At 69.7% G+C, this 26,101-nt stretch carries 23 protein-coding genes; 13 read left to right on the top strand and 10 right to left on the bottom strand.

Annotation, left to right across the window (positions count from 1 at the left end; all coding sequences use genetic code 11):
* Positions 1–13: 13 nt before the first annotated feature.
* Both F8O04_RS11880 and F8O04_RS11875 read right to left on the bottom strand, forming a co-directional pair.
* Complete coding sequence (locus F8O04_RS11880; RefSeq protein WP_158029573.1) at positions 14–838, bottom strand: serine hydrolase domain-containing protein; 825 nt, start codon at positions 836–838, stop codon at positions 14–16.
* A 171-nt stretch (positions 839–1,009) separates the two neighbouring features.
* Positions 1,010–1,870 (bottom strand): hypothetical protein, encoded by an 861-nt coding sequence (locus tag F8O04_RS11875; RefSeq protein ID WP_158029572.1) that lies wholly within the window; start codon positions 1,868–1,870, stop codon positions 1,010–1,012.
* 351 nt (positions 1,871–2,221) lie between these two features.
* On the opposite strand from F8O04_RS11875, the gene F8O04_RS11870 reads away from it, so the two are divergent.
* A complete protein-coding gene (locus F8O04_RS11870; protein WP_158029571.1) occupies positions 2,222–2,866 on the top strand; it encodes a hypothetical protein in 645 nt (214 codons plus the stop codon).
* A gap of 125 nt (positions 2,867–2,991) precedes the next feature.
* On the opposite strand, the gene F8O04_RS11865 is transcribed toward F8O04_RS11870, so the two are convergent.
* Positions 2,992–3,657 carry a PadR family transcriptional regulator gene (locus F8O04_RS11865; RefSeq protein WP_158029570.1) on the bottom strand — a complete coding sequence of 222 codons (666 nt, stop codon included), beginning with the start codon at positions 3,655–3,657 and terminating at the stop codon, positions 2,992–2,994.
* Positions 3,658–4,030: 373 nt separating this feature from the next.
* On the opposite strand from F8O04_RS11865, the gene F8O04_RS11860 reads away from it, so the two are divergent.
* The 3 genes from F8O04_RS11860 (at position 4,031) to F8O04_RS11850 (ending at position 7,171) form a co-directional block, all read left to right on the top strand.
* On the top strand, positions 4,031–5,443 hold the full coding sequence (locus F8O04_RS11860; protein WP_225735032.1) for an MFS transporter: 1,413 nt from the start codon (positions 4,031–4,033) through the stop codon (positions 5,441–5,443).
* 115 nt (positions 5,444–5,558) lie between these two features.
* Positions 5,559–6,344, top strand: coding sequence for a 2-oxo-hept-4-ene-1,7-dioate hydratase (hpaH, locus tag F8O04_RS11855; RefSeq protein ID WP_158029569.1), 786 nt, complete (start codon positions 5,559–5,561; stop codon positions 6,342–6,344).
* Complete coding sequence (locus F8O04_RS11850; protein WP_225735031.1) at positions 6,329–7,171, top strand: HpcH/HpaI aldolase family protein; 843 nt, start codon at positions 6,329–6,331, stop codon at positions 7,169–7,171. The genes hpaH and F8O04_RS11850 overlap by 16 nt, the downstream gene beginning before the upstream one ends.
* Here the strand turns inward: F8O04_RS11850 and F8O04_RS11845 are convergent.
* Entirely contained in the window at positions 7,168–8,004 is an 837-nt protein-coding gene (locus F8O04_RS11845; protein WP_158029568.1) for an IclR family transcriptional regulator, read from the bottom strand. The genes F8O04_RS11850 and F8O04_RS11845 overlap by 4 nt on opposite strands.
* A gap of 448 nt (positions 8,005–8,452) precedes the next feature.
* Here F8O04_RS11845 and F8O04_RS11840 point away from each other — a divergent pair, with 448 nt between their 5' ends.
* The 3 genes from F8O04_RS11840 to F8O04_RS11830 are packed head-to-tail and all read left to right on the top strand — an operon-like array spanning position 8,453 to position 11,911.
* Positions 8,453–9,859: a quaternary amine ABC transporter ATP-binding protein gene (locus F8O04_RS11840; protein ID WP_373285870.1), complete on the top strand. Its 1,407-nt coding sequence runs from the start codon at positions 8,453–8,455 to the stop codon at positions 9,857–9,859.
* A gap of 20 nt (positions 9,860–9,879) precedes the next feature.
* Positions 9,880–10,947 carry an ABC transporter permease gene (locus F8O04_RS11835; protein WP_158029666.1) on the top strand — a complete coding sequence of 356 codons (1,068 nt, stop codon included), beginning with the start codon at positions 9,880–9,882 and terminating at the stop codon, positions 10,945–10,947.
* A 46-nt stretch (positions 10,948–10,993) separates the two neighbouring features.
* On the top strand, positions 10,994–11,911 hold the full coding sequence (locus F8O04_RS11830; RefSeq protein ID WP_158029566.1) for a glycine betaine ABC transporter substrate-binding protein: 918 nt from the start codon (positions 10,994–10,996) through the stop codon (positions 11,909–11,911).
* A gap of 93 nt (positions 11,912–12,004) precedes the next feature.
* On the opposite strand, the gene F8O04_RS11825 is transcribed toward F8O04_RS11830, so the two are convergent.
* Complete coding sequence (locus F8O04_RS11825; RefSeq protein WP_158029665.1) at positions 12,005–12,832, bottom strand: CPBP family intramembrane glutamic endopeptidase; 828 nt, start codon at positions 12,830–12,832, stop codon at positions 12,005–12,007.
* 180 nt (positions 12,833–13,012) lie between these two features.
* On the opposite strand from F8O04_RS11825, the gene F8O04_RS11820 reads away from it, so the two are divergent.
* Positions 13,013–13,597 (top strand): PaaI family thioesterase, encoded by a 585-nt coding sequence (locus tag F8O04_RS11820; protein ID WP_188726427.1) that lies wholly within the window; start codon positions 13,013–13,015, stop codon positions 13,595–13,597.
* Between the two features lie 54 nt (positions 13,598–13,651).
* Complete coding sequence (locus tag F8O04_RS11815) at positions 13,652–15,283, top strand: LssY C-terminal domain-containing protein (RefSeq protein ID WP_225735030.1); 1,632 nt, start codon at positions 13,652–13,654, stop codon at positions 15,281–15,283.
* Positions 15,284–15,306: 23 nt separating this feature from the next.
* Here the strand turns inward: F8O04_RS11815 and F8O04_RS11810 are convergent, their stop codons facing one another.
* The 3 genes from F8O04_RS11810 to F8O04_RS11800 form a co-directional block, all read right to left on the bottom strand.
* Positions 15,307–16,542: a cytochrome P450 gene (locus tag F8O04_RS11810; RefSeq protein WP_225735029.1), complete on the bottom strand. Its 1,236-nt coding sequence runs from the start codon at positions 16,540–16,542 to the stop codon at positions 15,307–15,309.
* A 148-nt stretch (positions 16,543–16,690) separates the two neighbouring features.
* Positions 16,691–17,632 (bottom strand): LysR substrate-binding domain-containing protein, encoded by a 942-nt coding sequence (locus tag F8O04_RS11805; protein ID WP_188726426.1) that lies wholly within the window; start codon positions 17,630–17,632, stop codon positions 16,691–16,693.
* A 169-nt stretch (positions 17,633–17,801) separates the two neighbouring features.
* The gene (locus F8O04_RS11800) at positions 17,802–19,223 is read right to left on the bottom strand and encodes an MFS transporter (RefSeq protein WP_158029563.1); all 1,422 of its coding nucleotides are present in this window, start codon (positions 19,221–19,223) and stop codon (positions 17,802–17,804) included.
* Between the two features lie 347 nt (positions 19,224–19,570).
* Here F8O04_RS11800 and F8O04_RS11795 point away from each other — a divergent pair, with 347 nt between their 5' ends.
* On the top strand, positions 19,571–20,800 hold the full coding sequence (locus F8O04_RS11795; protein ID WP_158029562.1) for a multidrug effflux MFS transporter: 1,230 nt from the start codon (positions 19,571–19,573) through the stop codon (positions 20,798–20,800).
* A 1-nt stretch (position 20,801) separates the two neighbouring features.
* Here F8O04_RS11795 and F8O04_RS11790 read toward each other — a convergent pair whose 3' ends face one another.
* Entirely contained in the window at positions 20,802–21,932 is a 1,131-nt protein-coding gene (locus F8O04_RS11790) for an NAD(P)/FAD-dependent oxidoreductase (protein WP_158029561.1), read from the bottom strand.
* 110 nt (positions 21,933–22,042) lie between these two features.
* Here F8O04_RS11790 and F8O04_RS11785 point away from each other — a divergent pair, with 110 nt between their 5' ends.
* Complete coding sequence (locus F8O04_RS11785) at positions 22,043–22,630, top strand: helix-turn-helix domain-containing protein (RefSeq protein WP_158029560.1); 588 nt, start codon at positions 22,043–22,045, stop codon at positions 22,628–22,630.
* Between the two features lie 20 nt (positions 22,631–22,650).
* Here F8O04_RS11785 and F8O04_RS11780 read toward each other — a convergent pair whose 3' ends face one another.
* The gene (locus F8O04_RS11780) at positions 22,651–24,159 is read right to left on the bottom strand and encodes an APC family permease (protein WP_158029559.1); all 1,509 of its coding nucleotides are present in this window, start codon (positions 24,157–24,159) and stop codon (positions 22,651–22,653) included.
* 219 nt (positions 24,160–24,378) lie between these two features.
* Between F8O04_RS11780 and F8O04_RS11775 the strand changes: the two genes are divergently transcribed.
* Both F8O04_RS11775 and F8O04_RS14875 read left to right on the top strand, forming a co-directional pair.
* The gene (locus tag F8O04_RS11775; RefSeq protein WP_158029558.1) at positions 24,379–25,002 is read left to right on the top strand and encodes a DedA family protein; all 624 of its coding nucleotides are present in this window, start codon (positions 24,379–24,381) and stop codon (positions 25,000–25,002) included.
* Between the two features lie 634 nt (positions 25,003–25,636).
* Complete coding sequence (locus F8O04_RS14875; RefSeq protein WP_188726425.1) at positions 25,637–25,861, top strand: hypothetical protein; 225 nt, start codon at positions 25,637–25,639, stop codon at positions 25,859–25,861.
* The last annotated feature ends 240 nt before the right edge of the window (positions 25,862–26,101 follow it).

The following is a 26,101-nucleotide window of genomic DNA, read 5'->3' as shown; positions in this document are numbered from 1 at the left end:
GGAAACGCCCCGGTCAGCGCGCCGCGGCGAGCACGCCGTCGCTGTAGGCGGGCCAGGCCTCGGCCGCCCATGGCCCGAAGTTCCGGTCGGTGAGGGCGACGAGCGCGGTGCCCGCCTCGGGGTCGACCCACAGGAACGTGCCGGACTGGCCGAAATGACCGTAGGTGGCCGGTGAGTTGTTCGCGCCCGTCCAGTGCGGAGACTTGTTCGCGCGGATCTCGAAGCCGAGGCCCCACTGGTTGTCCTCCTGCGAGCCGAAACCCGGCAGCACCCCGCGCAGGCCCGGAAACTGCACCGTCGTCGCGGCTTCGACCGTCGCCGGCGCCAGTAGCGTCGGGGACTGCAGCTCCGCGGCGAAGCGGGCGAGGTCTGCCGCGGTTGACACCGCGTCGGCGGCCGGTGATCCCTCGAGCGCCGAGTCGCGCATCCCGAGCGGTTCGAGGACCGCGGCGCGCAGATAGTCGCCGAACGGCATGCCGGCCTCGGACTCGATCAGTTCGCCCAGTTCGTCGAAGTCGGTGTTCGAGTAGATGCGGCGGGCTCCCGGCTGCGCGACCGTCGTGCGCGAATTGAAGTCGTAGCCGGCGGTGTGCGCGAGCAGGTGCCGCACCGTCGACCCCTCAGGGCCCGCCGGAGCATCGAGCTCGAGCGCGCCCTCTTCGACCGCGCTGAGGATCGCATAGGCGGCGAGCGGCTTCGTCACCGAGGCGAGCGGGTAGCGCCGGTCCTGGTCGCCGTACGTGGCGAGCGTGCGCCCGTCGGCGGCGACGACCGCCGTGGCGGCGTGTTCGGCGGGCCAGGTCGCGGCAACGGCAAGCGCATCAGCGAGATCAGTCACGTGACCACGCTACCGGGCCGGACAACAACGACCCGACGCCCGGGAGCAAACGGCACACCCGGTAGCCCGCGCCACAGCTCCCCAACGCGGACCCCTCTGCCGCAGCTACCGAGCCGGACAACAACTACCGGACGCCCGGTAGCAAACGTCCAGGTTGGTAGCCATTGGCGATCAATGTTCGCTGTACCCGCGCAACGAGCAAACCGGCGTGCGCATGACTCGCCAACCCCACTGAATCGGGTCGTACCCGAGATCCCGCAGCCCTTCGATGCGCTCTTTCTCGTCGCGGATCGCTCGCGCGGGATCGCCGGCACCGGGGAGGGTGCCCCCGTACTTCACGTCGCCGTCGAACTCGCCGACCACGTTCCAGTCCGACCACCCGAAATCGCACCTGGCGAAGAGTTCACCCGCTCTGTTGAAGACTCGGAACTGTAGCGTCGCCGGTGGCAGACCCGACTGGATGAACAGTGCGCGGCTCATCGATTCGCCGACGCTCTCGGAGAGCCCGCTCGCGAAGTGAGCGACGCGTCGCACGCGCAGCGACGCGCCCTCGTGTTCGGCCAGTGCACGAATGTCGAGTCCCATGCGAACGGCGACGTCCGCGGCCGCGAGCGCCTCATCGAACGGAAGCATCCTCGCAAGGTCGGCGACGGTTCGCCCAAGCGAGGTCAGCGGCAACCCCGCGCGTTCCACGCGCTCCTCCGGCCGCAGTAGCGCGCGTCGCGCGTGCACGTACGTCGAGCGCTTGCCGTTCGAGCTCGGACGCGTCGTCATCACCGGCCCGAGGCGAGCCCGCAGCACCGGAAGGCCATGCACGATGGCGGCGGATGTGTGGCTGACGGTCGCGTCGGATGCGAGTCGCGGAACCGTGGCCTCGATGAGCCGGCGATGTCGCTCCTCGGCCGTGCTGTCGGCGACCTCCGCGTACACGCCTGGGCGGACCCGCTCCAGGCTCCCCCTCGTAGCATTCCTGCGAATCTGTCGCCGCTCGAAGTCGTCGTATCGGCCGGCGCGGAAATCGATGAGCTGCACGGGCAGAGTTTGCGTTCCGGAGTGTCGACGCCGCGGATCTCGCGCGCGGGCTGTGGACAGCGGACACGTCACAGGCGAGCGACGAGCGGCGAGGTACGGCGCACCGGCATGTCCCACAGTTTCGGGGCACCGGGCGGGTGCAGGCGCACTGCTCCATCCCTACGGAGCCACGTGGCATCCTCCCCAACGTCGCATGCGTCCATCCAGCTACCGAACCGGACACGAGCTACCCGGCATTCGGTAGCAATTGTCAGGCCCGGTAGCCCCGGACGGGAGCGTGCGACGACGAGCGCGTTCCACGGCGCACGGAGCCTGCGCGCGAGCCAGCACCCGCAGGCCTACCATGGCGAGGTGCTGCCCGCCTCGCGCCACGGTGACGCCCAGGAGCCGGACGATGCCGATCTCATCGCCCGGTTCCCGTTCGTCGGGCCAGGGGAGCGCGCGATGTTGGCGATCACGGTCGTGGTGTGCGCCGCGTTCGCGATTCCGTGCCTCCTGGAACTCCTCGCAGCGATGTCCATCGTCCCCTGGGCGCGCGGAGAAACCGACCTCTGGATACTGGTGGTCGGCACGGCATTCTTCGGGCTGCCCGCCCTCCTCTCGGCGATCGTGGCCATCAGGCCTCCGAAGCGCGACATCGTCGTCGACACCGCGGGCATCCGTATCGAGGGCGCCCGGAACACGTACGCCGTCGACTGGAGCGAGGTGCGCGCGATCGCGGTCAGCGTCACGTGGCCGAATCCCTTCGGGGCTGCGACGCCGCCGAGGCGACGCATGCGCCGAGGTATCCACATCCTTTTCGGCCCCGTCGATCCGGCAGCGGATCTGCCGCCGAGTCTGCTTCCCTGGCGGCACACCGCCGGGTTCACCCACGCACTGAAGCTGGTGACCTCTCCCCTCACGGGCGACAACCCGCCGATCGTGCGCGGGCTCGCGGACGCGATGCGCGTCGCGGTGCCCGACAAGTTCGCGGGCGTGTTGTACGGGCATCGATAGGGCGTGGCGCGGGGCCTGCGCGTCCGACACCGACTGAACCCGAGCATCCGCCCAGGCCCGTGCCGTGCTCAGCGAGCCACGGCCGCCACCGCCGCAGGCGCCTCCCGCGGCGCCGGGGACGACGCTCAGCGAGCCGCGGCCGGTACGCGTGGCTGCGCCGGCACCGGCTCAACGTCCGGCGTCGCTGCGGGTCGGTATGCCGCGGGCGACTCGGGGTCGTCCTCGAGCAGCGCAATCCCGCGGCGAGCCCAGGCGATCTCCGCCTCCGCGCGGGCGATCGTGCCCTCGTGAGCGAACACCTTCCAGCGAGTTACGCGCTCTCGGTCGGCGGGCGCGTAATGCCCGAGGCGCTGCCGCACCGAGTCATTCTCACCGTCGCGGATCGAGTGGATGCGCGCTCGCGCCCCCGCGATCTCTCGCTCGTGGTGGGCGATATGCGCGAGCAGCTGCGCGCGGGCGTCTGCGGCGGCGGCCCATTCAAAGTAGGCCGATCGCAGGCGGGCCGGGTCGCGCTCAGGCGCGTAGCGCAGGGGGCGCGCCTGCCAGTCCCCGAGGAACTCGAGGCCCGCGCGCGTGATCGAGTACTCGCGCTTCGTCGCGCCCTTGGCCCCCCACGGCACGTCGGCGCCCTCGATGAGGCCCTCGTCCTCCATGCGGTGGAGTTCCGGATAGATCTGGGAATCAGCGGCGTGCCACAGGTGACCAACGGTGGTGCCGAACCGCTTTGCGGCGTCGTAACCGGTCAGGGGCTCGCTCGCGAGCACGAACAGGAGCGCGGCGCGCAGACTCATAGGGGCGCCTCCATCGGCGGGCACATCGGGAGCGCGGCGACGACGAGGGGGCCAGCGCTGGCCCGTCGACGGCGACGCGCGTGCATCCATCATGCCACTCACTCGAGAGTGGATGAGTGCGTCCGCGCAACCGGCCTGCCGCGCCCGGCCGGCGCCGCGATCGTGCGGCTAGGGGGCTTGGCCCGGACTGTTTGCATTCCACTATCCCCATAGTTAGTGTGCTTTCGTCTCGGCATCGCGGCCGCTTCGCACGGCTGCGGGGCGGAACACGATGGCGCACCGGGGCGCGGGCACGCGATGATTGCAAGCCCACACGATTCAGCACGCCGAGACCGGCCAGGCCGGGCACGATCCCCACGAAAGGCGCCGCACCGTGAGCACCACGCCGCGCGAGCACGCAACGCTGCGCGAACACATCGACGCGAGGCCCATGGGCCTCTACCAGATCGTGATCATCGCGATCATGACCTACCTCAACGCCCTCGACGGCTACGACGTGCTCGCCATGTCGTTCACCGCGAACCCCGTGAAGACCGACTTCGGTCTCAGCGACACCGAGCTCGGGTTCCTCCTCAGTGCCGGGCTCATCGGCATGGCGGTCGGCGCGATCACGCTCGGGCCATTCGCCGACCGCATGGGCCGCAAGCGAACGCTCGTGCTCTCGCTCATCGTGAACGCGGTCGGCCTGGTGATCTCCGCCGTCTCCGGCAGCTTCGCCCTGCTGCTCGTCGCCCGCATCATCACGGGTCTCGGCGTCGGCGGCATCCTCGCCTGCACGACGGTCATCGTGAGCGAGTTCTCGAACACGAAGCGGCGCGGCCTCACCATCAGCCTCTACGCGAGCGGCTACCCGGTCGGTGCGACGATCGGCGGAACCCTCGCCGCCTGGCTCATCGAGCACATCAGCTGGCACGCCGTGTTCGTCGCGGGCGCCGCCTTGACCGTCGTCGCGATCCTGCTCGTGGTCTTCGTGGTGCCCGAGTCGCCCGAACAGCTGAACACGCGCACCGACGACCGCAGTCGCGCCTCGCTGCGCCGAATCGCCGAGCGCATCGGCTACACCGGCGAGGACTTGGGTGCGCCCAAGACGACGACCGTCGAGCAGATCGGATACCGCGCCCTGGTGAGCAAGCGCTACCGGGGCACGACGATCGCGCTCTGGATCAGTTTCTTCGCCATCATGTTCGGCTTCTACTTCGCGAGCACCTGGACGCCGCAGATGCTCACCGACATGGGCATGTCGCAGCAGCAGGGCATCCTCGGCGGAATCATGCTCACGATCGGAGGCACGATCGGCACGCTCGCGTTCGGGTTCCTCACGACGTTCTGGCGCCCGCGTCATCTCCTCATTGTGTTCTCGGTGCTCGGCGCGGTCATGCTCACGGTGTTCATCCTGACGACGGGCATAGCGACGGTCGCGTTCATCTGCGGCGTGGGGGTCGGGATGCTCATCAACGGCGCCATTGGCGGCCTCTACACGATCGCCCCCGCCGCGTACGGCCCGAAGGCCCGTTCGACCGGCGTGGGGGTGGCGCTCGGGGTCGGCCGCGCCGGCGCCATCCTGGCGCCGATCCTGGCCGGCGCGTTCCTCGACGCGGGCGCGACGCCGACCCAGATCTACATCGGCGTCTCGGCGGTCGTCGCGGTCGCGGCCCTCGTCGTGTGGCGCGTGCGCGAGTACGACCCGGCCGACGACGCCCCCGCCGATTCCGCGCGCGACGGCGATGGCGGGGATGCGGCGACCGGGGCGGCGACCGAATCGCCGCCCGCCGGGTCACGCCCGTAGCGCCTCGCGACATCCGGGCGCGGCCCGCTCGCCGGCATCGGCGGGCGGGCCGCGCCGCGCTGTGAGGCCCCGCACTACGCTTGAGCCGACCCAGAACCGAAGGGAACGCAGCAGCATGCTCGAGCAGTCCACCATCGAGGCGATCGCGAGGGAACTCGCCGATGCCGACCGCGAGAAATCGGTCATCCCCCGGATCACGGCCCGGTATCCCGACGCGACGATCGAAGACTCGTATGCCATCCAGGGCGTGTGGCGCGATCAGAACATCGCAGCCGGCCGCACCCTCGTCGGTCGCAAGATCGGCCTGACCTCGAAGGCGATGCAGGCGGCCACGGGCATCACCGAGCCCGACTACGGGGTCATGTTCGACGATACGGTCTATGAGAGCGGCTCGGTGATCCCGTTCGACGACTTCTCGAACGTCCGTATCGAGGTGGAGCTCGCCTTCGTCCTCAAGACGCCGCTCGAGGGGCCGAACTGCTCGCTGTTCGACGTGCTGCGCGCGACCGAGTACGTCACGCCCGCGCTCGAGGTGCTGAACTCGCACATCGAGCTCGAGGGGCGCACGATCGTCGACACGATCTCGGACAACGCCGCCTACGGCGGCATGGTGCTCGGCGGCAACCCCATGCGCCCTGATGACATCGATCTGCGCTGGGTGGGCGCGATGCTCTACCGCAACGAGACCATCGAAGAGACGGGCCTCGCGGGCGGCGTGCTCGGCCATCCCGGCATGGGCGTGGCGTGGCTCGCCAACACGTTCCACCAGCACGGCGCTCGGCTCGAGGCGGGCGAGATCATTCTCGCGGGCTCCTTCACCCGCCCCATGTGGGTGTCGAAGGGCGACGCCGTCGTGTGCGACTACGGCCGGATGGGGACGATCACGTGCCGTTTTCAGTAGAGCTGCCGCCCACCTTCGGCGACCGCCTCACCGGCAGCGACCGCGCGCTCGCGGGCATGTGGGTGAGCTCCGGCTCGCCCATCATGGCTGAGATCTGCGCGGGCAGCGGCCTCGACTGGCTCCTCATCGACGGCGAGCACTCGCCGCTCGGCCTCGAGTCGATCCAGCTGCAGTTGCAGGCCGCCGCGGCCTACCCGGTCACGCCCGTCGTCCGGGTACCGGTCAATGACACCGTGCTCATCAAGCAGTACCTCGACCTCGGCGCGCAGAACCTCCTGGTGCCGATGGTCAATTCGGCCGACGAGGCCGCGGCGGCGGTCGCGGCTTCCCTGTACCCGCCGCGCGGCGTGCGAGGCGTCGGCTCGGCCCTCGCGCGCGGGGCGCGATGGAACCGGGTCGAGAACTATCTGCAGCGCGCCCACGAGCTCGTGTCGATCACGGTGCAGATCGAGACGGCCGAGTCCGTTGCGAACGCCGAGGCGATCGCGGCGACCGATGGGGTCGCGGCGATGTTCATCGGGCCGAGCGACCTTTCCGCGTCGATGGGGCTGCTCGGTCAGCAGGAGCATCCGGATGTCGTGGCCTCGGTCGAGCGGACCATCGCCGTCGCGAAGGCGGCAGGTCTTCCGGTCGGCGTCAACGCCTTCAATCCGGTGGTGGCCGAGCGGTACCTCGACCTCGGTGTCGACTTCATCCTGGTCGGTGCGGACGTGGCATCGGTCGCACGCGCTGGCGAGGGATTCGCCAAGCGCTTCATCGACGACCGTGGCGGCGACCAGATCGCCGGAGCAGCCGAAGCGACCGGCGGGGAACGCGCGAGCTACTAGCCGCGTGTCGCCGGGCGCGACACGGCCCCGCCCGCCTGCCCCTGGTCAATGCGGTCGGCGATGCGCCCCGCGACGTGTCGGAGTCGTTCGGCGGCCGCCAGCTCCGCGGCGTGCGTCGTGTCGACGGGCATGATGACGCCGATCGAGGCGACGGCGAGCCCCCGCTCCCCCAGCACGGGCGCGGCGACGCCCATCGTGTTCGTGTCCTGCTGCCCGCGCTGCGCGGCATAGCCGCGCCGCCGAACCCCGTCGAGTTCCCGCTTCGCCGATTCCTCTGCCACCGCGAAGGCATCGCGCTCGCCGACTGACGGCTCGGGCAGCTCCGCGAGCTCAAGGGCGATCGCCAGCCGCAGCTGGGCGTACGGCGCGTGCGCGAGCATGGCGAGGCCGAGCGACGAGCGCAGGGCCGACATCCGCGCCGCCGTGATCGAGCGATTGCGCAGGTCGGTGTCGGCGACGATGCGATCGACGACGAGCACCGTCCCCTCGCGCAGCACGGCGAAGTTGGTGTGGAACCCCGTGGCGGTGTGCACACTGATGAGCTCTGACCGCGCCGCCTCGCGCAGCCCCTCGAGCGGCGAACCGCGGTTCGCGAGCTCCCAGAGTCGGGATCCGAGGCGGATGCGGCCGTCGACGTCGCGGCCGAGCAGCCCGTGCGAGACGAGATCACCGACGATGCGATAGGCGGTCGGCAGCGGCAGCTCCGCCGCGCCCGCGATCGCGCTCACTTTGAGCGCCGTCAACTCCGAATCGAAGACTTCGAGCACGCGGATGACGCGCGCCAGGTAGCCGTCGTCACGCGCGCCGCCCGCTTCCGTTCCAGCCGCCGCCATACTCCGCAGCGTATCGGCACGCCTCGCCTCCGAGCGCCTTCGGACCCCTCGAACCGCGCGAATCGGGCCCGCTGGCCGCTCAGCGCGTAACGCTTCGGCAACGATGCCCGCACCCCCACCCGATCCGCGTCAACGCGCGGATGCTGGGAGGGTGGACCAAGCCATTCGGAGGCGTTCACGCCCCCTTTCAGTGGACGCTCAGGCTGCAAGTGAAAAGGGGGCTTGTTAGCCTCACAAGGCGTGGTTGCCCGCGGGAACAGGAACACCTGGTCCCGAAGCGCGCTGATTCGAGATGACACGGCGTCGCCGCCGGGACACGGCGTCGCCGCCGGAACACCGCATCTCCGAACCGGCGCGACACGGCAATCCCACGCCACCGGCCCGCGACATCATCGCGGCGCCGAACCACGGTGGACGCCACACCAGCCCACCGGACCCAGGAGGACGAGTGACCCAGCCAGCTGTGACGCAACCAGAATCGGCATCGGGGCAACCACACCCCGACCCTGCACGCCCGGAGGGCACCGCCCCCGCCGTCACGGTAAAAGGCCTGTACAAGGTCTTCGGTCGCCGTGGCCGGGAGGGCGTTCAGCGACTCGAGGCCGGCGCGTCGCGAGACGAGCTGCCGGGCGGCACCACCGCCGCCGTCATCGACGCGAGCTTCGACGTCGCTCGCGGCGAGATCTTCGTCGTCATGGGCCTGTCGGGCTCCGGCAAGTCGACGCTCATCCGGATGCTCAACGGCCTGCTCGACGCGACCGCCGGCTCCGTCGTCATCGGCGACGTCGACCTTGCGAAGGCGTCGCCGGCCACCATCCGCCGCGTGCGCCAGAAGCAGGTGTCGATGGTGTTCCAGCACTTCGCGCTGTTTCCTCACCGCACCGTCGTCGAGAACGTCGCGTTCGGTCTCGAGGTGCAGGGCGTTCCCCACCAGAAGCGGCTCCAGCGCGCTCGGCAGATCATCCAGCGCGTCGGCCTAACGGGGTGGGAGGACAACCTCCCCTCGGAGCTGTCCGGCGGCATGAAGCAGCGCGTCGGCATTGCCCGCGCGCTGGCCTCCGACACCGAGATCCTGCTCATGGACGAGGCGTTCAGCGCCCTCGACCCGCTGATCCGCCGAGAGATGCAGGAGGAACTCGTCGAGCTGCAGGCCGAGCTCGGCAAGACGATCATCTTCATCACGCACGACCTCAACGAGGCGATGTTCCTCGGCGACCGCATCGCCGTCATGCGTGATGGCCGCGTCGTGCAGATCGGCACCCCCGAGCAGATCTTGACCGATCCCGCGAACGACTACGTCGCGCAGTTCGTGCAGGACGTCGACCGCGCCCGCGTACTCACGGCCGCGAGCGTCATGGAGCCGCCGATCGGCGTCGTTCCCGAATCGGCCGGTCCCCGCGCCGCGCTTCGCGTCATGCGCAACAATCAGGCCGGCAGCGCGTTCGTCGTGCACCAGGGGCGCCTCCGCGGCGTCGTCACCGACCGGGCCGCGATCCGCGCCGTGAAAGACGGCGAGACCGAGCTCGCGCCGATCGTGCGGAACAACGCGCCCACGGCGTCCCCGGACACGTCGCTGAGCGATCTCATCGAGCTCACGCTCGACACGGCGCTGCCCATCGCCGTCGTCGACGACCAGCAGCGCCTGCTCGGCGTCGTGCCACGCGTCACGATCCTCGCGTCGCTCGCGAATGTCCCCGCGACGACCACGCCGATCCCCGTGCAGGATCCGGTGACGACGGCCACGCCCGACGAGGTCCGCGACGCGCTCGAATCCGGGCCCGCCGACGAGCCGACGAGCGCCTCCGGCAGCGACGACCGCTTCAGTACGCCCGACTCGACGGAGGCCGACAAGTGAACGACTCGATCGACGCCTTCATGCAGGACCTCCACGACCTGTTGCCGTTCGGCGACTGGGTCGCCGGGTTCGTGGCATTCCTCACCAGCACCCTCGGCCCCGTCTTCACGGTGCTCCGGAATATGTTCAACGGCTTCTACGACGCGATCCACTTCGCGCTGGCGACGCCGCCGTTCTTCGTCATCATCATCGTGCTCGCCCTCCTCGCTTGGTTGGCGAAGGGGTGGGCCAAGGGGTGGCTGCTCGCCCTCGGCACGACCATCGGTCTGTTCATGATCGTCGTCGTCGGCCAGTGGGACAACGCCATGGCGACCCTCGCGCTCGTGCTCGTCGCGAGCACCGTCGCGGTCATCATCAGCATCCCCCTCGGAATCCTCGCGGCCAAGTCGGGCACCGCCAGCAACATCATCCGGCCGATCCTCGACTTCCTGCAGACCATGCCGGCCTTCGTCTACCTCATCCCCGCGCTCATCCTGTTCCGCGTGGGCGTCGTGCCCGGCATCGTCGCAACGATCATCTTCGCGATGGCGCCCGGCGTCCGCATGACCGAGCTCGGCATCCGCGGCGTCGACAAGGAGGTCGTCGAGGCCGGGAAGGCGTTCGGCGCGACGCCGGGGCGCATTCTGCGCCAGGTGCAGCTGCCCCTCGCCATGCCGTCGATCATGGCCGGCGTCAACCAGGTCATCATGCTTTCGCTGTCGATGGTCGTCATCGCGGGCATGGTCGGCGCGGGGGGTCTCGGCGGTGACGTCGTCCAGTCGCTGAATCGCATCGACATCGCCCTCGGCTTCGAAGCGGGCATCTCGGTCGTGATCCTCGCGATCATCCTCGACCGCACCACGAGCGCGTTCGCCAAGCGCAATGCGCCCGGCACGACGAAGCGCAAGCGCCGTGCCGCCGGGAGCACGACCGACCCCGAGATCGACGAGGCCGCGACGGCCGACGTCGCGGCGCAGCCGACGGGCGTCGCCGCGAGCGCCAGCGCGCCCGTGCCGTCACGCGCGGGCGTCCCGACGGGCGCCTCGGCGCCCGGATCGGCAGCAGCATCCACCAACTCGGCACCCGACTCGGACCGCGCCACCAGCTGACGCGCCGAGCCGCCCCCAGAGACCTCAAAAAGAGAAGGGAATCACTATGAAGAATCGATTCAAGACGGGCCTCGCGGTCGCGGCCGTTGCGGCGCTCGCGCTCACGGGCTGCGCCGCCGACGGCGGCGGCGACGGCGGTGGCGATGCGGGAGAGGGCGACGCGCTCGAGAACGGCGATCAGCGCGATCTCACGATCGCCGTCTTCAACGGCTGGGACGAGGGCATCGCGGCGACCGAGCTGTGGAACGCGATCCTCAGCGACCTCGGCTACAACGTCACGCTCGAGTACGCCGACCCGGCCCCCGTTTACTCGGGCCTCTCGACCGGCGACTACGACATCACGCTCGACACGTGGCTGCCCATCACGCACGCCTCGTACATGGAGGAGTACGGCGACCAGCTCCACGATTTCGGTGCCTGGAACGACGAGGCCGCGCTGACGTTCGCCGTCAACGAGGATGCCCCCATCACGTCGATCGACGAGCTCGCGGCCAACGCCGACGCGTTCAACAACACGATCGTCGGCATCGAGCCGGGCGCCGGTCTCACCGAGATCACGCAGAACGAGGTCATCCCCGGGTACGGCCTCGAGGGCATGACCTACACGACCTCGTCGACGGCGGCCATGCTCACCGAGCTCTCCACCGCGACGGAGAACAACGAGAACATCGTCGTGACCCTGTGGCGCCCCCACTGGGCCTATGACGCCTTCCCGATCCGCGACCTCGAAGACCCGCAGGGCCTGCTCGGCGACGCGGAGGGCATCCACTCGATCGGCCGTGCCGACATCGTGGAGACGCACCCGACCCTGAGCGGCTGGCTCGAGAACTTCGAGATGAGCTCCGACCTGCTCTACTCGCTCGAGAACGCCATGTTCAACGAGAACGAGACGGACGACTACGGCCCCATCGTGGAGCAGTGGATCAGCGAGAACCAGGAGTACGTGGACGGCCTCACGGCCTAAGCCACACACTCGCCCGGGCGGGGGCGGGGCCGGATGCCGAGCATCCGGCCCCGCCCCCGCCCTGTTTCTGCCCCCGGACCCGCGCCGTCGCCCCTAGTACCAGAAGATGGTGAGCCAGTCGCGGTGATGCGCGTGCACGATCGTGAGGAAGACGACGAGGTCGAAGAGCAGGTGCACCGTGATGACGTACACGAGTGAGCGGGTCTTCGAGAAGATCCAAGCCTGCACGAGGGCGAACGGGATCGTCAGGAGCGGGCCCCAGGCGCGGTAGCCGAGCTCCCAGAGGAACGACACGAACACGATCGCCTGCAGCACGTTCGCCGTCCAGAACGAGAAGTGGCGGCGGTACAGCGTGAACACGACGCACATGAAGAACAATTCGTCCCAGATGCCGACCGCGTTCACGCCGACGAACAGGCGCGCGATCTCGTGCCACTCGGTCACGGCCGGCCAGTTCTGATACGCGCCCGAGGTGATGAAGTAGGTGGGCAGGATCAGCCAGCCCAACACGAGCACAGCACCGAGCCAGCCCCACTCGAGACGGCTCCAGCGCGTGTTCTTGCGCGTGGGGAAGCGCACGGCATGGTCCTTGAGCACCCAGCGGCTGAGCGCGTACGGAACGAACACGGCGGCCGCGAGCACGGTGCCCATCACGACCATGTTGCCCCACGACAGGTCGGCCTTCATGGAGTGCAGACTGATGATGCCCATGCCGACGGCGATGATCGACACGTCACGGGCGAAGGCCCGGTCGAGGAGCCAGGCGATGGCGACGCCCGTCAGCAGGGGCGCATACCCCCAAGCGTTCTCGAGGGCGAACAGCAGCACCGCGGATCCGGAGACGAGCAGCGCTGGAAGCAGGTTCCAGCTCACAATCGGGAGTGCGGGCTGGGTCGGCGGCGGCGGGGGCGTCGTCGGCATTGAGGTCACAGACCCCATTGTGGCTGACGCGGCGGCCGATCGGCGCGGCGAGGCGTCACGGTCGGGGGTTACCGCGCCTGGAGCGCAGTCCATTCATCCCAATCGGACGGGCGGCGACGGCTGCCGATACGATCAAGGAAGCGACGCGACGCGATGACGGCGAGAACCCCCGGAGGCACCGTGACCGAGACACCCGCACCTCCCGCGCTCGGGCTCACGACGGAGACCGCCGAGGCCTTGCGGCGCGACGCCCGGCGCGACGAGGCCCACCGGCGGCGCCGCCTGGAGCAGATCCTGCTCGAAGACCACCGCACCGTCACGCTCGGCATGCGGGTGACGGCCCTCGACGACGAGCGCATCGTGCTCGAACAGACCATCGGCCCGACCGACGTCAACGGCCTCAACCTGTGCCATGGCGGCGTCATCTTCACCCTCGCCGACTCGGCGACCGGGGTCGGCGCCAACACCCTCGACGACGAGTCAGCGTGGGTGACCGTCACGAGCGAGATCCACTTCCGTCAGCCGGCTCGCATCGGCGACCGGCTCACCGCGACGTGCCGGCTCGCCGAGGCGCTCAGTGCCCGCCGGCGACGATTCGAGACGGTCGTGCACAACATCGGCCCAGAGGGCCCAGTCGCCGCCGCGGGCGAGAACGGCGCCGAGGAGGTCGCCGTCACCGGTATCGGTGCCGGGGGCGCGCCCCCGGTCGTCGCCGTGGTCGACTCGCTCATGGTGCGCTTGCGCCCGCCCGCCGAGACGAACTGAGCGCCCCGCCAGGCGCCCCGACCTCCGTACAGCCGCGCAGGAACCGCACCGACGATGTCCACCCCGCCCTCCCAGCATCCGCCACTCGTCCCCGACGACCAGGGCACGCCCGACGACCGGGACTCCCCCGACGACCGAGACTCTCGTGAGAACTGGGGCAGACCCGACGACCGGGACCGCCGAGAGGACTCCGGCGAGTCGCCCGCCCGCCAATTCATCCGCCGCACCGCCGACGCGATGCTCCCCCACCGAGACGGCCACGACCACCGCGCGCGGCGCACGTCGTTCGCGGTGCAGCGGCCCTACGTGCACGAGGGCACGATTGCCGACCACCTGTTCTTCATCGCGGGCGGCATCGTCAGCGTCATGCTCGGCGTCACGATCCTCGTGCAGGGCTGGCAGTTCGGGTGGGGGTGGTACGGCGCGGTGTTGCTCGTCGGCTGGCTCATCACGGCCTATCTCACGCTGCCGCGGCTGCACCGCATCCTCACCGCCATCTACGTGCCGAACTACTTCATCGGCCGAGCCCGTACGAGCGACGGGCTGCTGGGAGACCCGGTCAACGTCGCCGTGGTCGGCAACGAGTCGCAACTGCACCGGGCCATGCTCGACGCGGGATGGACAAAGGCCGATGACATCACGGCGCAGTCGACCTGGCGCATCGTCGCGACGACCCTCACGCGGCGCAGCTACGACGAGGCGCCGGTCTCTCCCCTGTTCCTGTTCGGCCGGAGGCAGGACTTCGCCTACCAGCAGGAGGTCGATGGCAATCCGGGTAAGCGGCACCACGTGCGCTTCTGGCGCTGTCCCGATGGATGGCTGCTGCCCGGCGGACGACGCGTCGACTGGCTCGCGGCCGGCACCTACGACCGAGCCGTCGGCTTCTCCCTCTTCACGCTGCAGATCACGCACAAGATCGACGAGAACACCGACATCGAGCGCGACCACATCGTGCGGACGGTGACGGATGCTCGCGACGACGTGCGCGTGACCGTCATTGAAGACTTCTCAACGGGGTACCACTCGCGCAACGGAGGCGGCGACTCGATCATCACCGACGGCGACCTTCCGGTCCTCGACGTGCGGTCGCTGCCCCTCGACCCTGAGCTCGAGTCGGCAGACCGCGACGAGTCCGGGGCGCCGATCCTCGACTCGACCGGCCACGACGAGCGGCCGGGCGAGGTCGCGCGCGAGATCTGGAAGCGCCGCCCGCTTGCGCTCGTGGTCGGCTGCGCCCTCGCCGTGCTCTCGGCGCTCATCGGCGTCGCGCGGTTCCTGTGGCAACTGCGCAACTTCGATGTCATCGCCGAGCTGCGGCTCGAGCGGATCGCCGCGAGCGACCTCGGCCTCGAAACCGACGACGACGTCGTGCGCGCGGTGTGGATCGTGGTGATCGCGGTCAGCGCCGTCATCGTGCTCGTGCAGCTCGTGCTCGCCCTGTTGGCGGCACGGGGCGTCGCCGGGGCCCGGGTCATGCTGATGGCGGTGCTCCTCGCCGCCTCGATCGGCACGCTCGCTCTGTCGAGCGCGCAGGTGCTCGGGCAGGTCGGCCTGCTCATCGATCTCAGCACGATGCTGCTCCTGGTGGCGGCGCTGCTCGCGCTGTCGAGCACGGCCTCGCGCGAGTTCGTGGCAGCCCGCCGGTACCGGCGCCGCGCCGCGCGAATCCTCCGGCGCGGCCGGTAGCGCGGCGCCTCGACCGCGGTCGGCTACCAGGTCACCGGCAGCGCGGTGATGCCGCGGAACACGAAACCGTTCCAGGCCATCTCGCGTCGGGCATCCACCCGGATGCCCGGGAAACGGCGATAGAGCGCCGGCACGGCGATCTCGCCGATCATGGTCTTCGCGGCCCAGCGACCCGCGCACTGGTGCACGCCCTTGCCGAACCCGAGGTGGCCGCGCGCGTTGCGGTGGATGTCGAACGCGTCGGGGTTCTCGAACGCGGCGGTGTCGCGGTTGGCCGACGCGAGCAGCAGGCCCATGTTCTGGCCGGCGGGCACGCGAACGCCCTGCAGGACGGCGTCGACCTTCGCCTCGCGCGGGAGCATGCCGATCGGCGACTGCCAGCGCACGCACTCCTCGAAGGCGTTGCCGTAGAGCTCGGGGTGCGCGATGGCGTCGTCGCGCTGGTCGGGGTGCAGGTCGAAGGCCCACACGAGGTTCGTGATCATGTGCTGCGGCTCGTTCATGCCGCCCGAGATCGTGAGCTTGACGTTCGCGCGCACGACGCGCTCGTCGAGCCCTGCCTCGAGCAGGTGCGAGGTGATCGACCGATCCGGCTTCGCCCGCAGGTGGGGAATGAGCTCGTCGAGCACCGCATCGACGTCGGCCCGTGACTGGTCACAGCGGCGCCAGATGTCGGCGTCATCGAGCACGTTCCCACTGCCCGCGATGAAGTCGGCCGACCAGCGGGCCATGTCGCGCACGTCGACACCGCGGAACCCGACGAGGTCGATGAGGTTCTGGCTCGCGATCGGCGCCGAGTAGTCGCGATTGAGGTCGGCCTCGTCGGGACCGACCTCGTCGAGGTGGTCGAGCCACCGCTCGACGGTCTGCTCGGTCATGGGCGCCCAGTGCTGGGCGATCGGCTTGGGCCGGAGCGTCGGATTGATCGAACTCCGCTCCGTCGCGTGCTCGGGGTCCGGCTTGCGGAGCATGGGCTGATCACCGAGGGCGCGCGACATGAGCGCTCCCGTGACGTCGACCGAGAACGTCTCCTGGTCCTGCTCGGCCTCGACCACGGCCGCGTGCGTGGTCGCGAGGTACCTGCCGATCGCGGGCGCGTGCACGACGGGCCCGGCCGCCCGCAGGCGCTCGTAGGTGGGGTACGGGTCGCGGTGCAGCTCGGCCGGGTCGACCTCGACGATCGGGGCGTCGACCGGGTCGAGAGCGACGGTCACGGCCTCGTGCGCGACGGCAGGAGTGGATGCTTCGGTGCGGGACACGGTGACCTCACGACAGTGTGTGGGTGAATTGGCGTGCGTCGAGTCTCACACGCCGATTCCCCGGTGTCACCCGGCTATCGTCGGCCATATTCCCCACGTCACCCGAGGAAAGCGGCGCCGCGAGTACTCCTCGAGTCCTGCGCCGCGGTCAATCGTCGAATCGGATGAGCGGCGCCACGACATCCCTCGAGAAATCGATGAGTGCCTTCACGCGCTCGGGCTGCGGGCCGGGCCGCCAGGCGACGAGGATGCCGATCGTTCGCGGCATCTCGCGGATGCGCAGATTGACGACATTGCTCCCGTCCCACGTGACGGGTGTGAACCGGCGGGCCATGAGCAGCGAGTAGCCGAGCCCGCGCCCGACGAGCCCGCGGCAGAGGTCGTAGTTGGCGGTGCGGTACTTGATGCGCGGCGTGACTCCGAGGGCCGACATGAGTTCGAGCGTGTGCTGCCGCGACGGCGCGATGTCGAGCAGCACCATCGGTTCGTCGGCGACCTCGGCGAGGTCGACGACGTCGCGGTCTGCGAGCCTGTGGTCGGCCGAGACGATGAGGTCGGCGCGAGTGCGGTGCAGCACGACCCGAGAGAACTCGGGTGAGAAGTCGATGTCATACGCGAAGGCGAGGTCGAGGTCGCCGTCGTTGAGACGCTCGGCGAGTTCGTCCTGGTCGGCGAGCGAGAACCTGATCTCGACGTCCGGGTGCAGGTCGGTGAATTCGCGGATCAACAGGGGCAGCACGCTCGGCGCGAGCGTGCTGAGGGCGCCGACGCGCACCGGACCGCGCAGACTCGCATCGTGACCGCCGGTGACCGTGAGCGAGAGCTCGGATGCGCGCCCCAGCAGCTCTTTCGCGAGCGGTAATGCTGCTTGGCCGGCGCTCGTGAGCGTGACGCCGCGCGAGCGTCGCCGGAGGAGCAGCTGGGCGCCGACCGACCGCTCGAGGGCCGTGACGGCATCGGCGACGGCGGATTCGGAGGCGTGGAGACCGGCCGCGGCGCCGGCGATCGATCCGGCCTCGGCAACGGCCGCGAAGCACTCGAGCTGCCGGAAGGTGAAGTCGCCGCGCGGCGGAAGATGCAACTCGGTCACGGGGCAAGCGTACGGGGCGTGCGACGGCGTCTCCCGGCCACGCGCGCCGACGCGGTGCACCGGAGCGCCGTCGCAGCCCCGCAGCCGGCGGCCGCATCGCCACCGCCCCGCGTTTGCGGGACGGCGGCGATGCGGCCGTGGAATTCGTGCGGCGCCGAGCGCCGTGCAGCTACTTCCCGATTCCGGCCATGTCGGGCTTGCGCTTGGCGCCCTCGTCGGCCACGAATCCCTCCCAGTCGCCGTCGGTCTCGAACGAGTGGTCGAGCGGAACGTTGTCGCGGGCACGGAGCAGGAACGTCGCGGCAAGGCTCAGCAGCGTCACGGCCGTCAGGTAGATCGAGATCGCGACCCACGAGCCGTACGCCTGCAGCAGCGCCTGCGCGATGAACGGGGCGAATGCGCCACCGATGATCGCGCCGATCGCGTACGAGATCGAGACGCCCGAGTAGCGCACCGAGGCCGGGAATGTCTCGGCGTACCACGACGAGACCGGCCCGTAGCAGAGGCCGAGCGGAATCGCGAAGAGGGAGACGGCGAGCAGGAACATGAGCGGGTTGTCCTGCCCCTGGTTGACGAGCGGGAAGAGAATCCACACGGCGACCAGCTGTCCGAGCCAGCCGATGATGAACGTCTTCCGGCGCCCGATCGCATCCGAGATGTAGCCGGAAGCGAGCGTGGAGAAGAACCAGACCGCCGACGCGATCGTGACGAAGCCGAGCACGAGCGTGCGGTCCATGGTGAGCAGGCTGCCCTCGATCGAGCCGGTCGCGTAGCCCTGGAGGAACCCGCCGGTCGTCATGTAGCCCGCGGCGTTGTTGCCCGCGAAGATGAACGCGCAGAGCACGACGAGCCAGCCGTACTTCTTGAACACGACCACGATGGGTGCCGACTGCTGCTCGGCGTCCTGCGCGATCTCCTTGAAGACGGGCGACTCCTCGACCGAGCGGCGCACCCAGTAGCCCACGGCGATGAGCACGATCGAGAAGATGAACGGAATGCGCCAGCCCCACTCGTCGAAGAACGTGTCGGAGATGAGCGGCGAAATACCCGAGACGAGCGCGATCATGCCCGAGGCGAGGATCATGCCGAGCGGCACGCCGAGCTGCGGGTACATGCCGTACACGCCGCGACGACCGTACGGTGCGTGCTCGACGGCCATGAGCACGGCGCCGCCCCACTCGCCACCGGCGGAGATGCCCTGCAGAATGCGCAGGAGGATCAGCAGGATGGGCGCCGCGATGCCGATGGCGGCGTAGGTCGGCAGGAAGCCGATCAGCGTCGTGGCGCCGCCCATGAGGAGCAGGGTGAGCACGAGCATCGGCTTGCGGCCGATCTTGTCGCCGAAGTGGCCCGCGAGGAATGCACCGAGCGGCCGGAAGAGGAACGAGAGCCCGATCGAGAACAGCGACCAGAGCGTCGCGTACTGAGCGCCGGCCGGCTCGAAGAAGAGGTGGTTGAAGACGAGCGCCGCCATGTTGGCGTAGATGAAGAAGTCGTACCACTCGACGGTGGTGCCGACGATCGTCGCACCGATCACGCGCCGCCGTTCGGCGGCCGTCGGCTGCAGCTGCGCAGCGGAGGACTGGGCCATTGACATGACTCCTTTGTCAGGGATTTTCAAGCCGGATGGTGCAAGGGACCTCGCACCCACGGGCACTGAGCGTAACCCGGCATCGCGCGCGCCGAGACGGCAATCTCCGGGGGTACTTCCCCGGTTGGGGCGAGGAAGCCGCCGTGGGCGTCGAGCCGAACTGCCGCATCCCCAGTACTGACGCGGAAGTCGGTGACCAACCGTTCGGTCAGCAAACCCGCGCACGCCGCGCTCGGTTGCGCGGGAGCAGCAGATCGCCGCGTTCTGTTCGCATGACATGAGAAGGCGGGGGCGCACAGCGCCCGCGCACGCGTAGCGTTTCGACCCCCGACCGAAAGAGCACCGCGATGACGCACCTGCCAACCGAACCGGGCCCCGGGACCGGGCAGCGCACGCGCCTCGGGCCCGTCCTGCTCATCATCCTCGGGGTGCTGGCGGGCATGGGGCCGCTTTCCACGGACCTGGTACTGCCGTCGTTCACCGCGATCGCTGCAGATCTCGAAGCCGATCCCGCCCTGGTACAACTCACGCACACCGGTTTCCTCGTCGGCATCGCGATCGGCCCGCTCCTGGTCGGTCCGATCGCCGACCGCATCGGCCGACGCCCCGTCCTGCTCTGCCTGCTCGCGCTGTACACCGTTGCCGCCATCGCCATGGCAATCGCTGGCAGCGTCGTCCTCCTGCTGGCGCTTCGCGTCGCGCAGGGCCTCGGCGCGGCCGCCGGCGTGGTGCTTTCGCGGGCCATCGCGGCCGACCTCACGACGGGGGTGCGCGCGGTGCGCGCCGTGAGCATGATCTCCATCGCCGTCGGCATCTCGGCGCTCGTCGCGCCGACGATCGGCGGGGCGCTGCAGACGCAGTTCGGTTGGCGTGCCGTGTTCGTGGCGCTCGCCGTGCTCGGCGCGCTCCTGTTCCTGGTGGTGCTCGCCGTCGTGCCGGAGACACATCCCGCCGCCGAGCGCTCGCGCGGAGTCGGCCCGCTCTCGGCGCTGCACGGCATGAGCTCGTTGCTGCGGCGCGGGGACGTGCGCGGGTACGTCGTGGCCATCGGCGCCGGCTATGCGGCGATGGCCGCATTCCTGGTTGCCTCGCCATTCGTCGGGCAGCGGCTGCTCCACCTGAATCCCTTGACCTACGGCATCTTGCTCACGAGCGCGGCGACGGGCGTTGCCCTGGCGTCGGTGGTCAACACCCTGCTCGCGGGCCGGTTCACCGCAGGCACCTTGCTCATCGCGGGCCAGGTGCTCACGGTGGTGGCGGCGAGCACGCTGCTCGTGTTCGCAGCATCCGGCGCCCTCGGTGTCGCCGTGTTCTTCGCGTGCGCATTCCTGCTCTTCGCCGGAACAGGCCTCACGATGGCGAACACCACCGCGCTCACCCTCGCCGTCGCCGGCCGTTCCCGCGGCAGTGCGTCGGCCCTCTGCAGTGCGGGGCAATACGCATTCGGCGCCCTCGCGCCAGTTATCGTCGGCGCCGCGGGCACGAGCTCCGCGCTGCCGATGGCGCTCGCCGTCGCGAGCTTCGCGGCGCTCGGTGTCGTGGCGGTGGCGCTCGCCCGCCTCGGCGCCCGAGCCTGACCTACGCGATCGCGGACGCGCGAGCCGTCGCTCGCTTCGCCTCCTCCATGACCAGGTCCGCGTTGACATGCGCGCCCGCGAGGGCGCCGCTCGCCGCAGCGGCGCCGACCTGCGCGGCGAGATCCGTCACGTTGCCGGCGACCCACACGCCCTCGACGGACGTGCGACCGGTCTCATCGGCTTCGACGTACTCCCCCATCGGGTGGTGTGCGACCGTCAGCCCGAGCTCGCCGAACGGCCCGAGCCGCGCGATCAGCCGGCTCGCGACGACCACGGCGTCTGCGTCGATCACCGCGCCGCCTGCGATGCGCACGCCGACCACGCGGTCGTCGGCGACCTCGATCGCCTCGACGGCGTCGTCGACGACCGTGATGCCGGTCGCGGCGAGGGTCGCCGCGTCGTCAGCGCCGACCTCATGGTCGAAGGTCAAGAGCGTGACGCGGTCGCTGAGCTGCCGGAACAGCATGGCCTGATGCGTGAGGACCGGCCCGTTCGCGAAGACGACGATCGCTCGGTCACGCACCTCCCAGCCGTGACAGTAGGGGCAGTGCAGCACGTCCCGCCCCCAGCGTTCCCGCACGCCGGGGACGTCGGGCAACTCGTCGACGAGGCCCGTCGCGATCACGAGGCGACGCGCTCGCAGCCGGGAACCGTCCGCGAGCGTGACGGCGAAGCGAGCGGGGCCGGCCGCCAGGCCGGTGGCGCCCACTGTCACATCAGCGGGGCCTGTGCCCGGCGCCGCGGTGCCGGATGCCGTGTCCGCCACGTCCGCGTCCGGGTCGCTCGACACATCGAGCGCCTCGACGGCCGTGACCTCACCGTCGCGCACCTCACCCCCGTAGCTCACGACCTCTCGGCGCCCACGCGCCAGCAGTTCGCCCGGTGGGATGCCCTCGAGGCCCAGCAACCCGTGCACGCCGTCCGCCGCCCCGTTGCGCTGCTGCCCAGCATCGATCACCGTGACGCTGCGGCGCGACCGGGCCAGCATTAGCGCGGCGTTGAGCCCCGCCGCGCCGCCGCCCACGACGACGACGTCGCGCACCACCGGGTCGGCGAGCGCCTCGCCGAACGCGGCACGTGCGGGGCTCGCGCCCGCAGCAGCATCCTGCCCATCCCTCTGAGTTCCACTCATCCCTGGCCTCCTCGTTCGCCGCGCCCCGATCCGCATGATCGTGTCAGAACGATTCTGTGCGCCGGACACTAAGGCTGGCAACGAGCATTTCCAACTGGCAACATTGAGGGATGGACGTCTCCGACTCGCTCGACCGCACTCTCGATGCCGTCGGCCCGAGGCTGCTGCGCCTCCGGCAGCGGCGCGACATCACGCTCAAGCAGCTCGCCGACGACACCGGCATCTCGGCGAGCACGCTTTCTCGACTCGAGCAGGGCCTGCGCCGGCCGACCCTCGAGCAGCTCCTGCCGCTTGCCCGGGTCTACGGCGTCACGCTCGACGAGCTCGTCGACGCCCCGCCGACGGGCGATCCACGCGTCAACATGCGGCCGTTTCAGGGCTGGGGCGGCTCGACCTTCGTTCCCCTCACGCGGCGACCCGGCGGCATTCAGGCCTACAAGATCGTGCTGCCCGCCGGCCGCGACGACGCGGTTCCGGAGCCGCGAACGCACGAGGGCTTCGACTGGGCCTACGTGCTCAACGGCACGCTGCGCCTCGTGCTCGGCGAGCACGACCTGCTGCTCACGCCCGGCGAGGCGGCGGAGTTCGACTGCCGCACGCCCCACTGGTTCGGGGCGACGAGCGCGGGGCCCGTCGAGTATTTGAGCCTCATCGGCAAGCAGGGGGAACGGGCGCACCTGCGCGCGGCGGCGCGCTGAGCGCGCGCCGCCGCGGCCGGCTATCGCTTTGTAGCGGGCGCCTCGTCGGCCTCGAGCGGCTCCTCCTCGAACTTCTCGAGATCGTGTTCGAGGCCCTCGTAGACCGCGGGCTTGCGCGACCTGAGCGCGAGCCCGTACGCGATTCCGGCGACGATCGCGACGACGATCACCCAGGGCATCACCTGCACGTACACCGCGTCGGAGCCCGCGACGAGCGTGAAGTTGAACAGCGCGCCGATGCTGAACGCGGTGAGCGTCACGAAGCCGATGCCGGGTGCGATGAACGTGCTCCACCAGCGCGGGTCGCCCTTCTTGCGGAAGTACACGACCACCGCGAGCGCCGCGATCGCCTGCACGATGAGTACCGCGAGCGTGCCGAAGCCGATGCCGACCGGCACGAGCGTGACGACCGCCGGGAGCGGATTGCCCTCGGGGTCGGTCTCGCCCGCCACGGCGAAGATGGCCGCGACGAGGAGCCCGAACAGCAGGTTCACGAGCAGCGCGCGCTCGGGCACGCCACGCTTGTTGGTCTTCGCGAGCCACACGGGCAGCACCCGGGCGCGACCGAGCGCGAACAGATAGCGGCCGGCCGAGTTGTGGAAGGCGAGCTGCGCGGCAAACATGCTCACGACGAGCAGCACGAGGGCGATGACACCGACGAACGGACCGAGGTACTGGTCGATCAGCACGAGCAGCATGTCGCCGCCCTCGAGGTGATCGAGCGCGACCTGCTGCGCGTCACCCACTCCCACCGCGCTCACCATCGCCCAGGCGAAGAAGGCGTGCATGATCGCGACGACGATGATCGCCGTGTAGGTCGCCCGCGGAATCGTCTTGCGGGGCTCCTTGGCCTCTTCGCCGAAGAGCGCCGTGGCCTCGAACCCGATGAACGCGGTCGCCACGAGCAGGAACGCGATCCAGATCGAGCCACCGACGAGGATCTCGGGGCTGAACGCCTGCGTGAACGCGTCGAAGCTGTAGCCGGTCTGCACGAGCACCGAGATGGCGAAGGCGAGGAGGATGAGGACCTCGAGCACGAGGGCGACGCCGAGCACGATGGCGCTCACCTGGATGCCGCTGCGCGCAAGCAGGAAGACGATGACGAAGAGCACGAGCCCGATCAGGAACCAGTTGATCTCGAACCCGAACAGGGCCGGGAACGCGACCTGGCCCGTGAAGAAGCCGGTCGTGCCGACCGTGCCCGCGACGAAGAAGTTGTAGCCGAGGGTCGCGACGAGGCCGGTCACGAGACCCGCGGTGCGCCCGAGGCCCTTCACGGCGATCGCGTAGAAGCCGCCGGCGTTGACGAGCTCCTTCGACATCTGCGCGTAGCCGATCGCGAACAGCAGCAGGGCGGCGCCCACGATGAGCACCGAGACCGAGATCCCACCCCCGTTGCCAAAGCCGATCGCCAGCGGCATGACCACAACCGCGGCGGTGAGGGGGGCGACCGCCGCGAGTACGAGGAAAACAATTGACGGCACGCCGAGCTGATTCCGCTTGAGCTTGCCGGGTTGAGGCTGAGACACGAGAACTCCTTCGTTGCGTCGCCACACGAACTTTCATCATGCTCCTGTAGCGGCCGCGCGCGCATAACAACCCGTGCGCGATTTTTGCCGACGGGCGCGCGGAGCGGCGGCCACGGCATCCGGAGCTCGGGCGGCGTCCCGCGCGAGGCCCGACCGTTCCCAGCACGCGCCGCCGTTCACAGGACGGTCGCTCCACCGAACCATACGATGCAGGCCGACATGGCAGATGTATGGATCCAAGCCCTCGCGGCGAGCCCCTGGGCGCTCGGCGCGCTCTTCGGCCTCGTCTTCGCCGACTCGTTCCTCGTCGTCATCCCGGGTGAGCTCGCGGTCACGGCATTCGGCTCGGTCTCGTCCGAGATCGGCCCTCCCCTGTACGCCGTCATCGCCGTGGCCGCAGCCGCGGCCGCGCTCGGCGACACCTCGTGCTACTGGATCGGGCGTCTCCTCCACCCGGAGCGCTGGCGCATCGCCGCCCGCAGCAAGCGCTTCCGCCACGCGCACGCATGGGCGCGCCGCCGCCTCCGCAAGCACGTCGCGACGGCGATCTTCACGGCGCGCTTCATCCCGTTCGCTCGGCTCGCCGTCAACCTCACGGCGGGCGCGACGAAGGTGCCCCCGGCCAGGTACCTCGCGGTCGCGGCCGCATCGGCAACGCTGTGGGCGACCTACCAGGCCGTCATCGGGGCGGCCATCGCCGCGATCGTGCCGGGCGGAACGCTGACCGCCGTGCTGATCTCGATCGTCGTCGCCCTCGCGCTCGGCTGGCTCGTCGACGCCGTGATGGCGCGGTTCACGCGGCAGGCGACGCCCGCGCGGCGGGGCACGACGCCGCTGCCCTGAGCGGCGGAAGGGCGCCGCTCGCGCCCGGAAGAATGCTGCGAGCACAATCGCGTCGTCTCGCTCCGAGGCTCCGAGTGAGCATTCTGAGTGCATCAGGTGCGCGACACGCCGTGCGCGACGCCGGGCCATGGCACGAGCCGCACTCGGTTCGCCATCCACCCTGGCGCTCGCATCAGGTGACGTATCGGCCCGCAGAGGGCCGCCGCAGTTCCTCGGTGAACGCGTCGAGCACGTCGAGCACCTCCATCGCCAGCCACACGCGGCCCCGACTGCGTCCGCTCATCTCCTGCAGCATTCCTCGATCGACGAGTCGACGGGTGGAGAAGTCCCCTGCCGAAGCGTGGATCTCCGGATGCGACGAAAGCCCCGACCTCAGCAGGAAGTCAGGGCCTTCGGATGGCTGTGACGGTGGGATTTGAACCCAGGATCACCCACAGATGACGCAAGGTCACACGTCGTACTTTCGCGGGAATACGCGCATCCGCCCCCATCTGCGCACAACGGAGCACGCCGCCTCACACCTCAATCCTTGTCGGATTCTTGTCGGAGGAGCCGGGCCTCCCGGAGCGCCCCGAGGGCCGTCGCGACGCCGTCGAGGTCATCGGGGAAGAGGTCCGTGTAGCGGTCGAGGGTCATGGCCGCGTCGCGCGACGACCTGATCGGTACGCAGCACATTAATCACCGCCACGCCGAGGAGTTGAGGCGGATCCAAGACTCTCTCGCAGCGCGGATGGCCGGCGCGGCGCTCGAGCACGCCGCCGACGCCTGGGACGGAGACGAGGCGGTCGCCGAGTGGCTTCGGGAACGCGCCGATCACGTCGTACAGGTCGACTACTACGACGGAGAGGCGTGGCCGTGATGGGCTCGATCTGTCACTCCGACGGAACCTGCATGGCCAGCGGCGCGACGACATCGCACTGCGCCTCATCACGGAACGTGACTTCGATGGCCTCGAGCGCATCGTGTCCGCCGTGAACCGCTGCAATGTTCAGAAAACGGTCGTTTGCGTGGACGCCTGAGAGACTCCTCCAAGTCGTCCCATTCAGCCATTCTCCGGTTCAATATGTCGTTCAACAACAGGCAGGGTAGGAAGCGCTAC

It is taken from the genome of Pseudoclavibacter endophyticus, assembly GCF_008831085.1.
Lineage (GTDB): Bacteria > Actinomycetota > Actinomycetes > Actinomycetales > Microbacteriaceae > Pseudoclavibacter > Pseudoclavibacter endophyticus.
The sequence above is the reverse complement of the archived record's forward strand: the minus strand, read 5'-3'. Positions and strand labels throughout refer to the sequence as shown.

Bases quoted from the DNA above. Each gene is read 5' to 3' on its own strand.
- F8O04_RS11790 (WP_158029561.1), bottom strand. From the start codon at position 21,932: ATGAGTGGAACTCAGAGGGATGGGCAGGATGCTGCTGCGGGCGCGAGC.
- F8O04_RS11800 (WP_158029563.1), bottom strand. From the start codon at position 19,223: ATGGCCCAGTCCTCCGCTGCGCAGCTGCAGCCGACGGCCGCCGAACGG.
- hpaH (WP_158029569.1), top strand. From the start codon at position 5,559: ATGCTCGAGCAGTCCACCATCGAGGCGATCGCGAGGGAACTCGCCGAT.
- F8O04_RS11815 (WP_225735030.1), top strand. From the start codon at position 13,652: ATGTCCACCCCGCCCTCCCAGCATCCGCCACTCGTCCCCGACGACCAG.
- F8O04_RS11835 (WP_158029666.1), top strand. From the start codon at position 9,880: ATGCAGGACCTCCACGACCTGTTGCCGTTCGGCGACTGGGTCGCCGGG.
- F8O04_RS11785 (WP_158029560.1), top strand. From the start codon at position 22,043: ATGGACGTCTCCGACTCGCTCGACCGCACTCTCGATGCCGTCGGCCCG.
- F8O04_RS11775 (WP_158029558.1), top strand. From the start codon at position 24,379: ATGGCAGATGTATGGATCCAAGCCCTCGCGGCGAGCCCCTGGGCGCTC.
- F8O04_RS11825 (WP_158029665.1), bottom strand. From the start codon at position 12,832: ATGCCGACGACGCCCCCGCCGCCGCCGACCCAGCCCGCACTCCCGATT.
- F8O04_RS11795 (WP_158029562.1), top strand. From the start codon at position 19,571: ATGACGCACCTGCCAACCGAACCGGGCCCCGGGACCGGGCAGCGCACG.
- F8O04_RS14875 (WP_188726425.1), top strand. From the start codon at position 25,637: ATGGCCGCGTCGCGCGACGACCTGATCGGTACGCAGCACATTAATCAC.
- F8O04_RS11865 (WP_158029570.1), bottom strand. From the start codon at position 3,657: ATGAGTCTGCGCGCCGCGCTCCTGTTCGTGCTCGCGAGCGAGCCCCTG.
- F8O04_RS11845 (WP_158029568.1), bottom strand. From the start codon at position 8,004: ATGGCGGCGGCTGGAACGGAAGCGGGCGGCGCGCGTGACGACGGCTAC.
- F8O04_RS11830 (WP_158029566.1), top strand. From the start codon at position 10,994: ATGAAGAATCGATTCAAGACGGGCCTCGCGGTCGCGGCCGTTGCGGCG.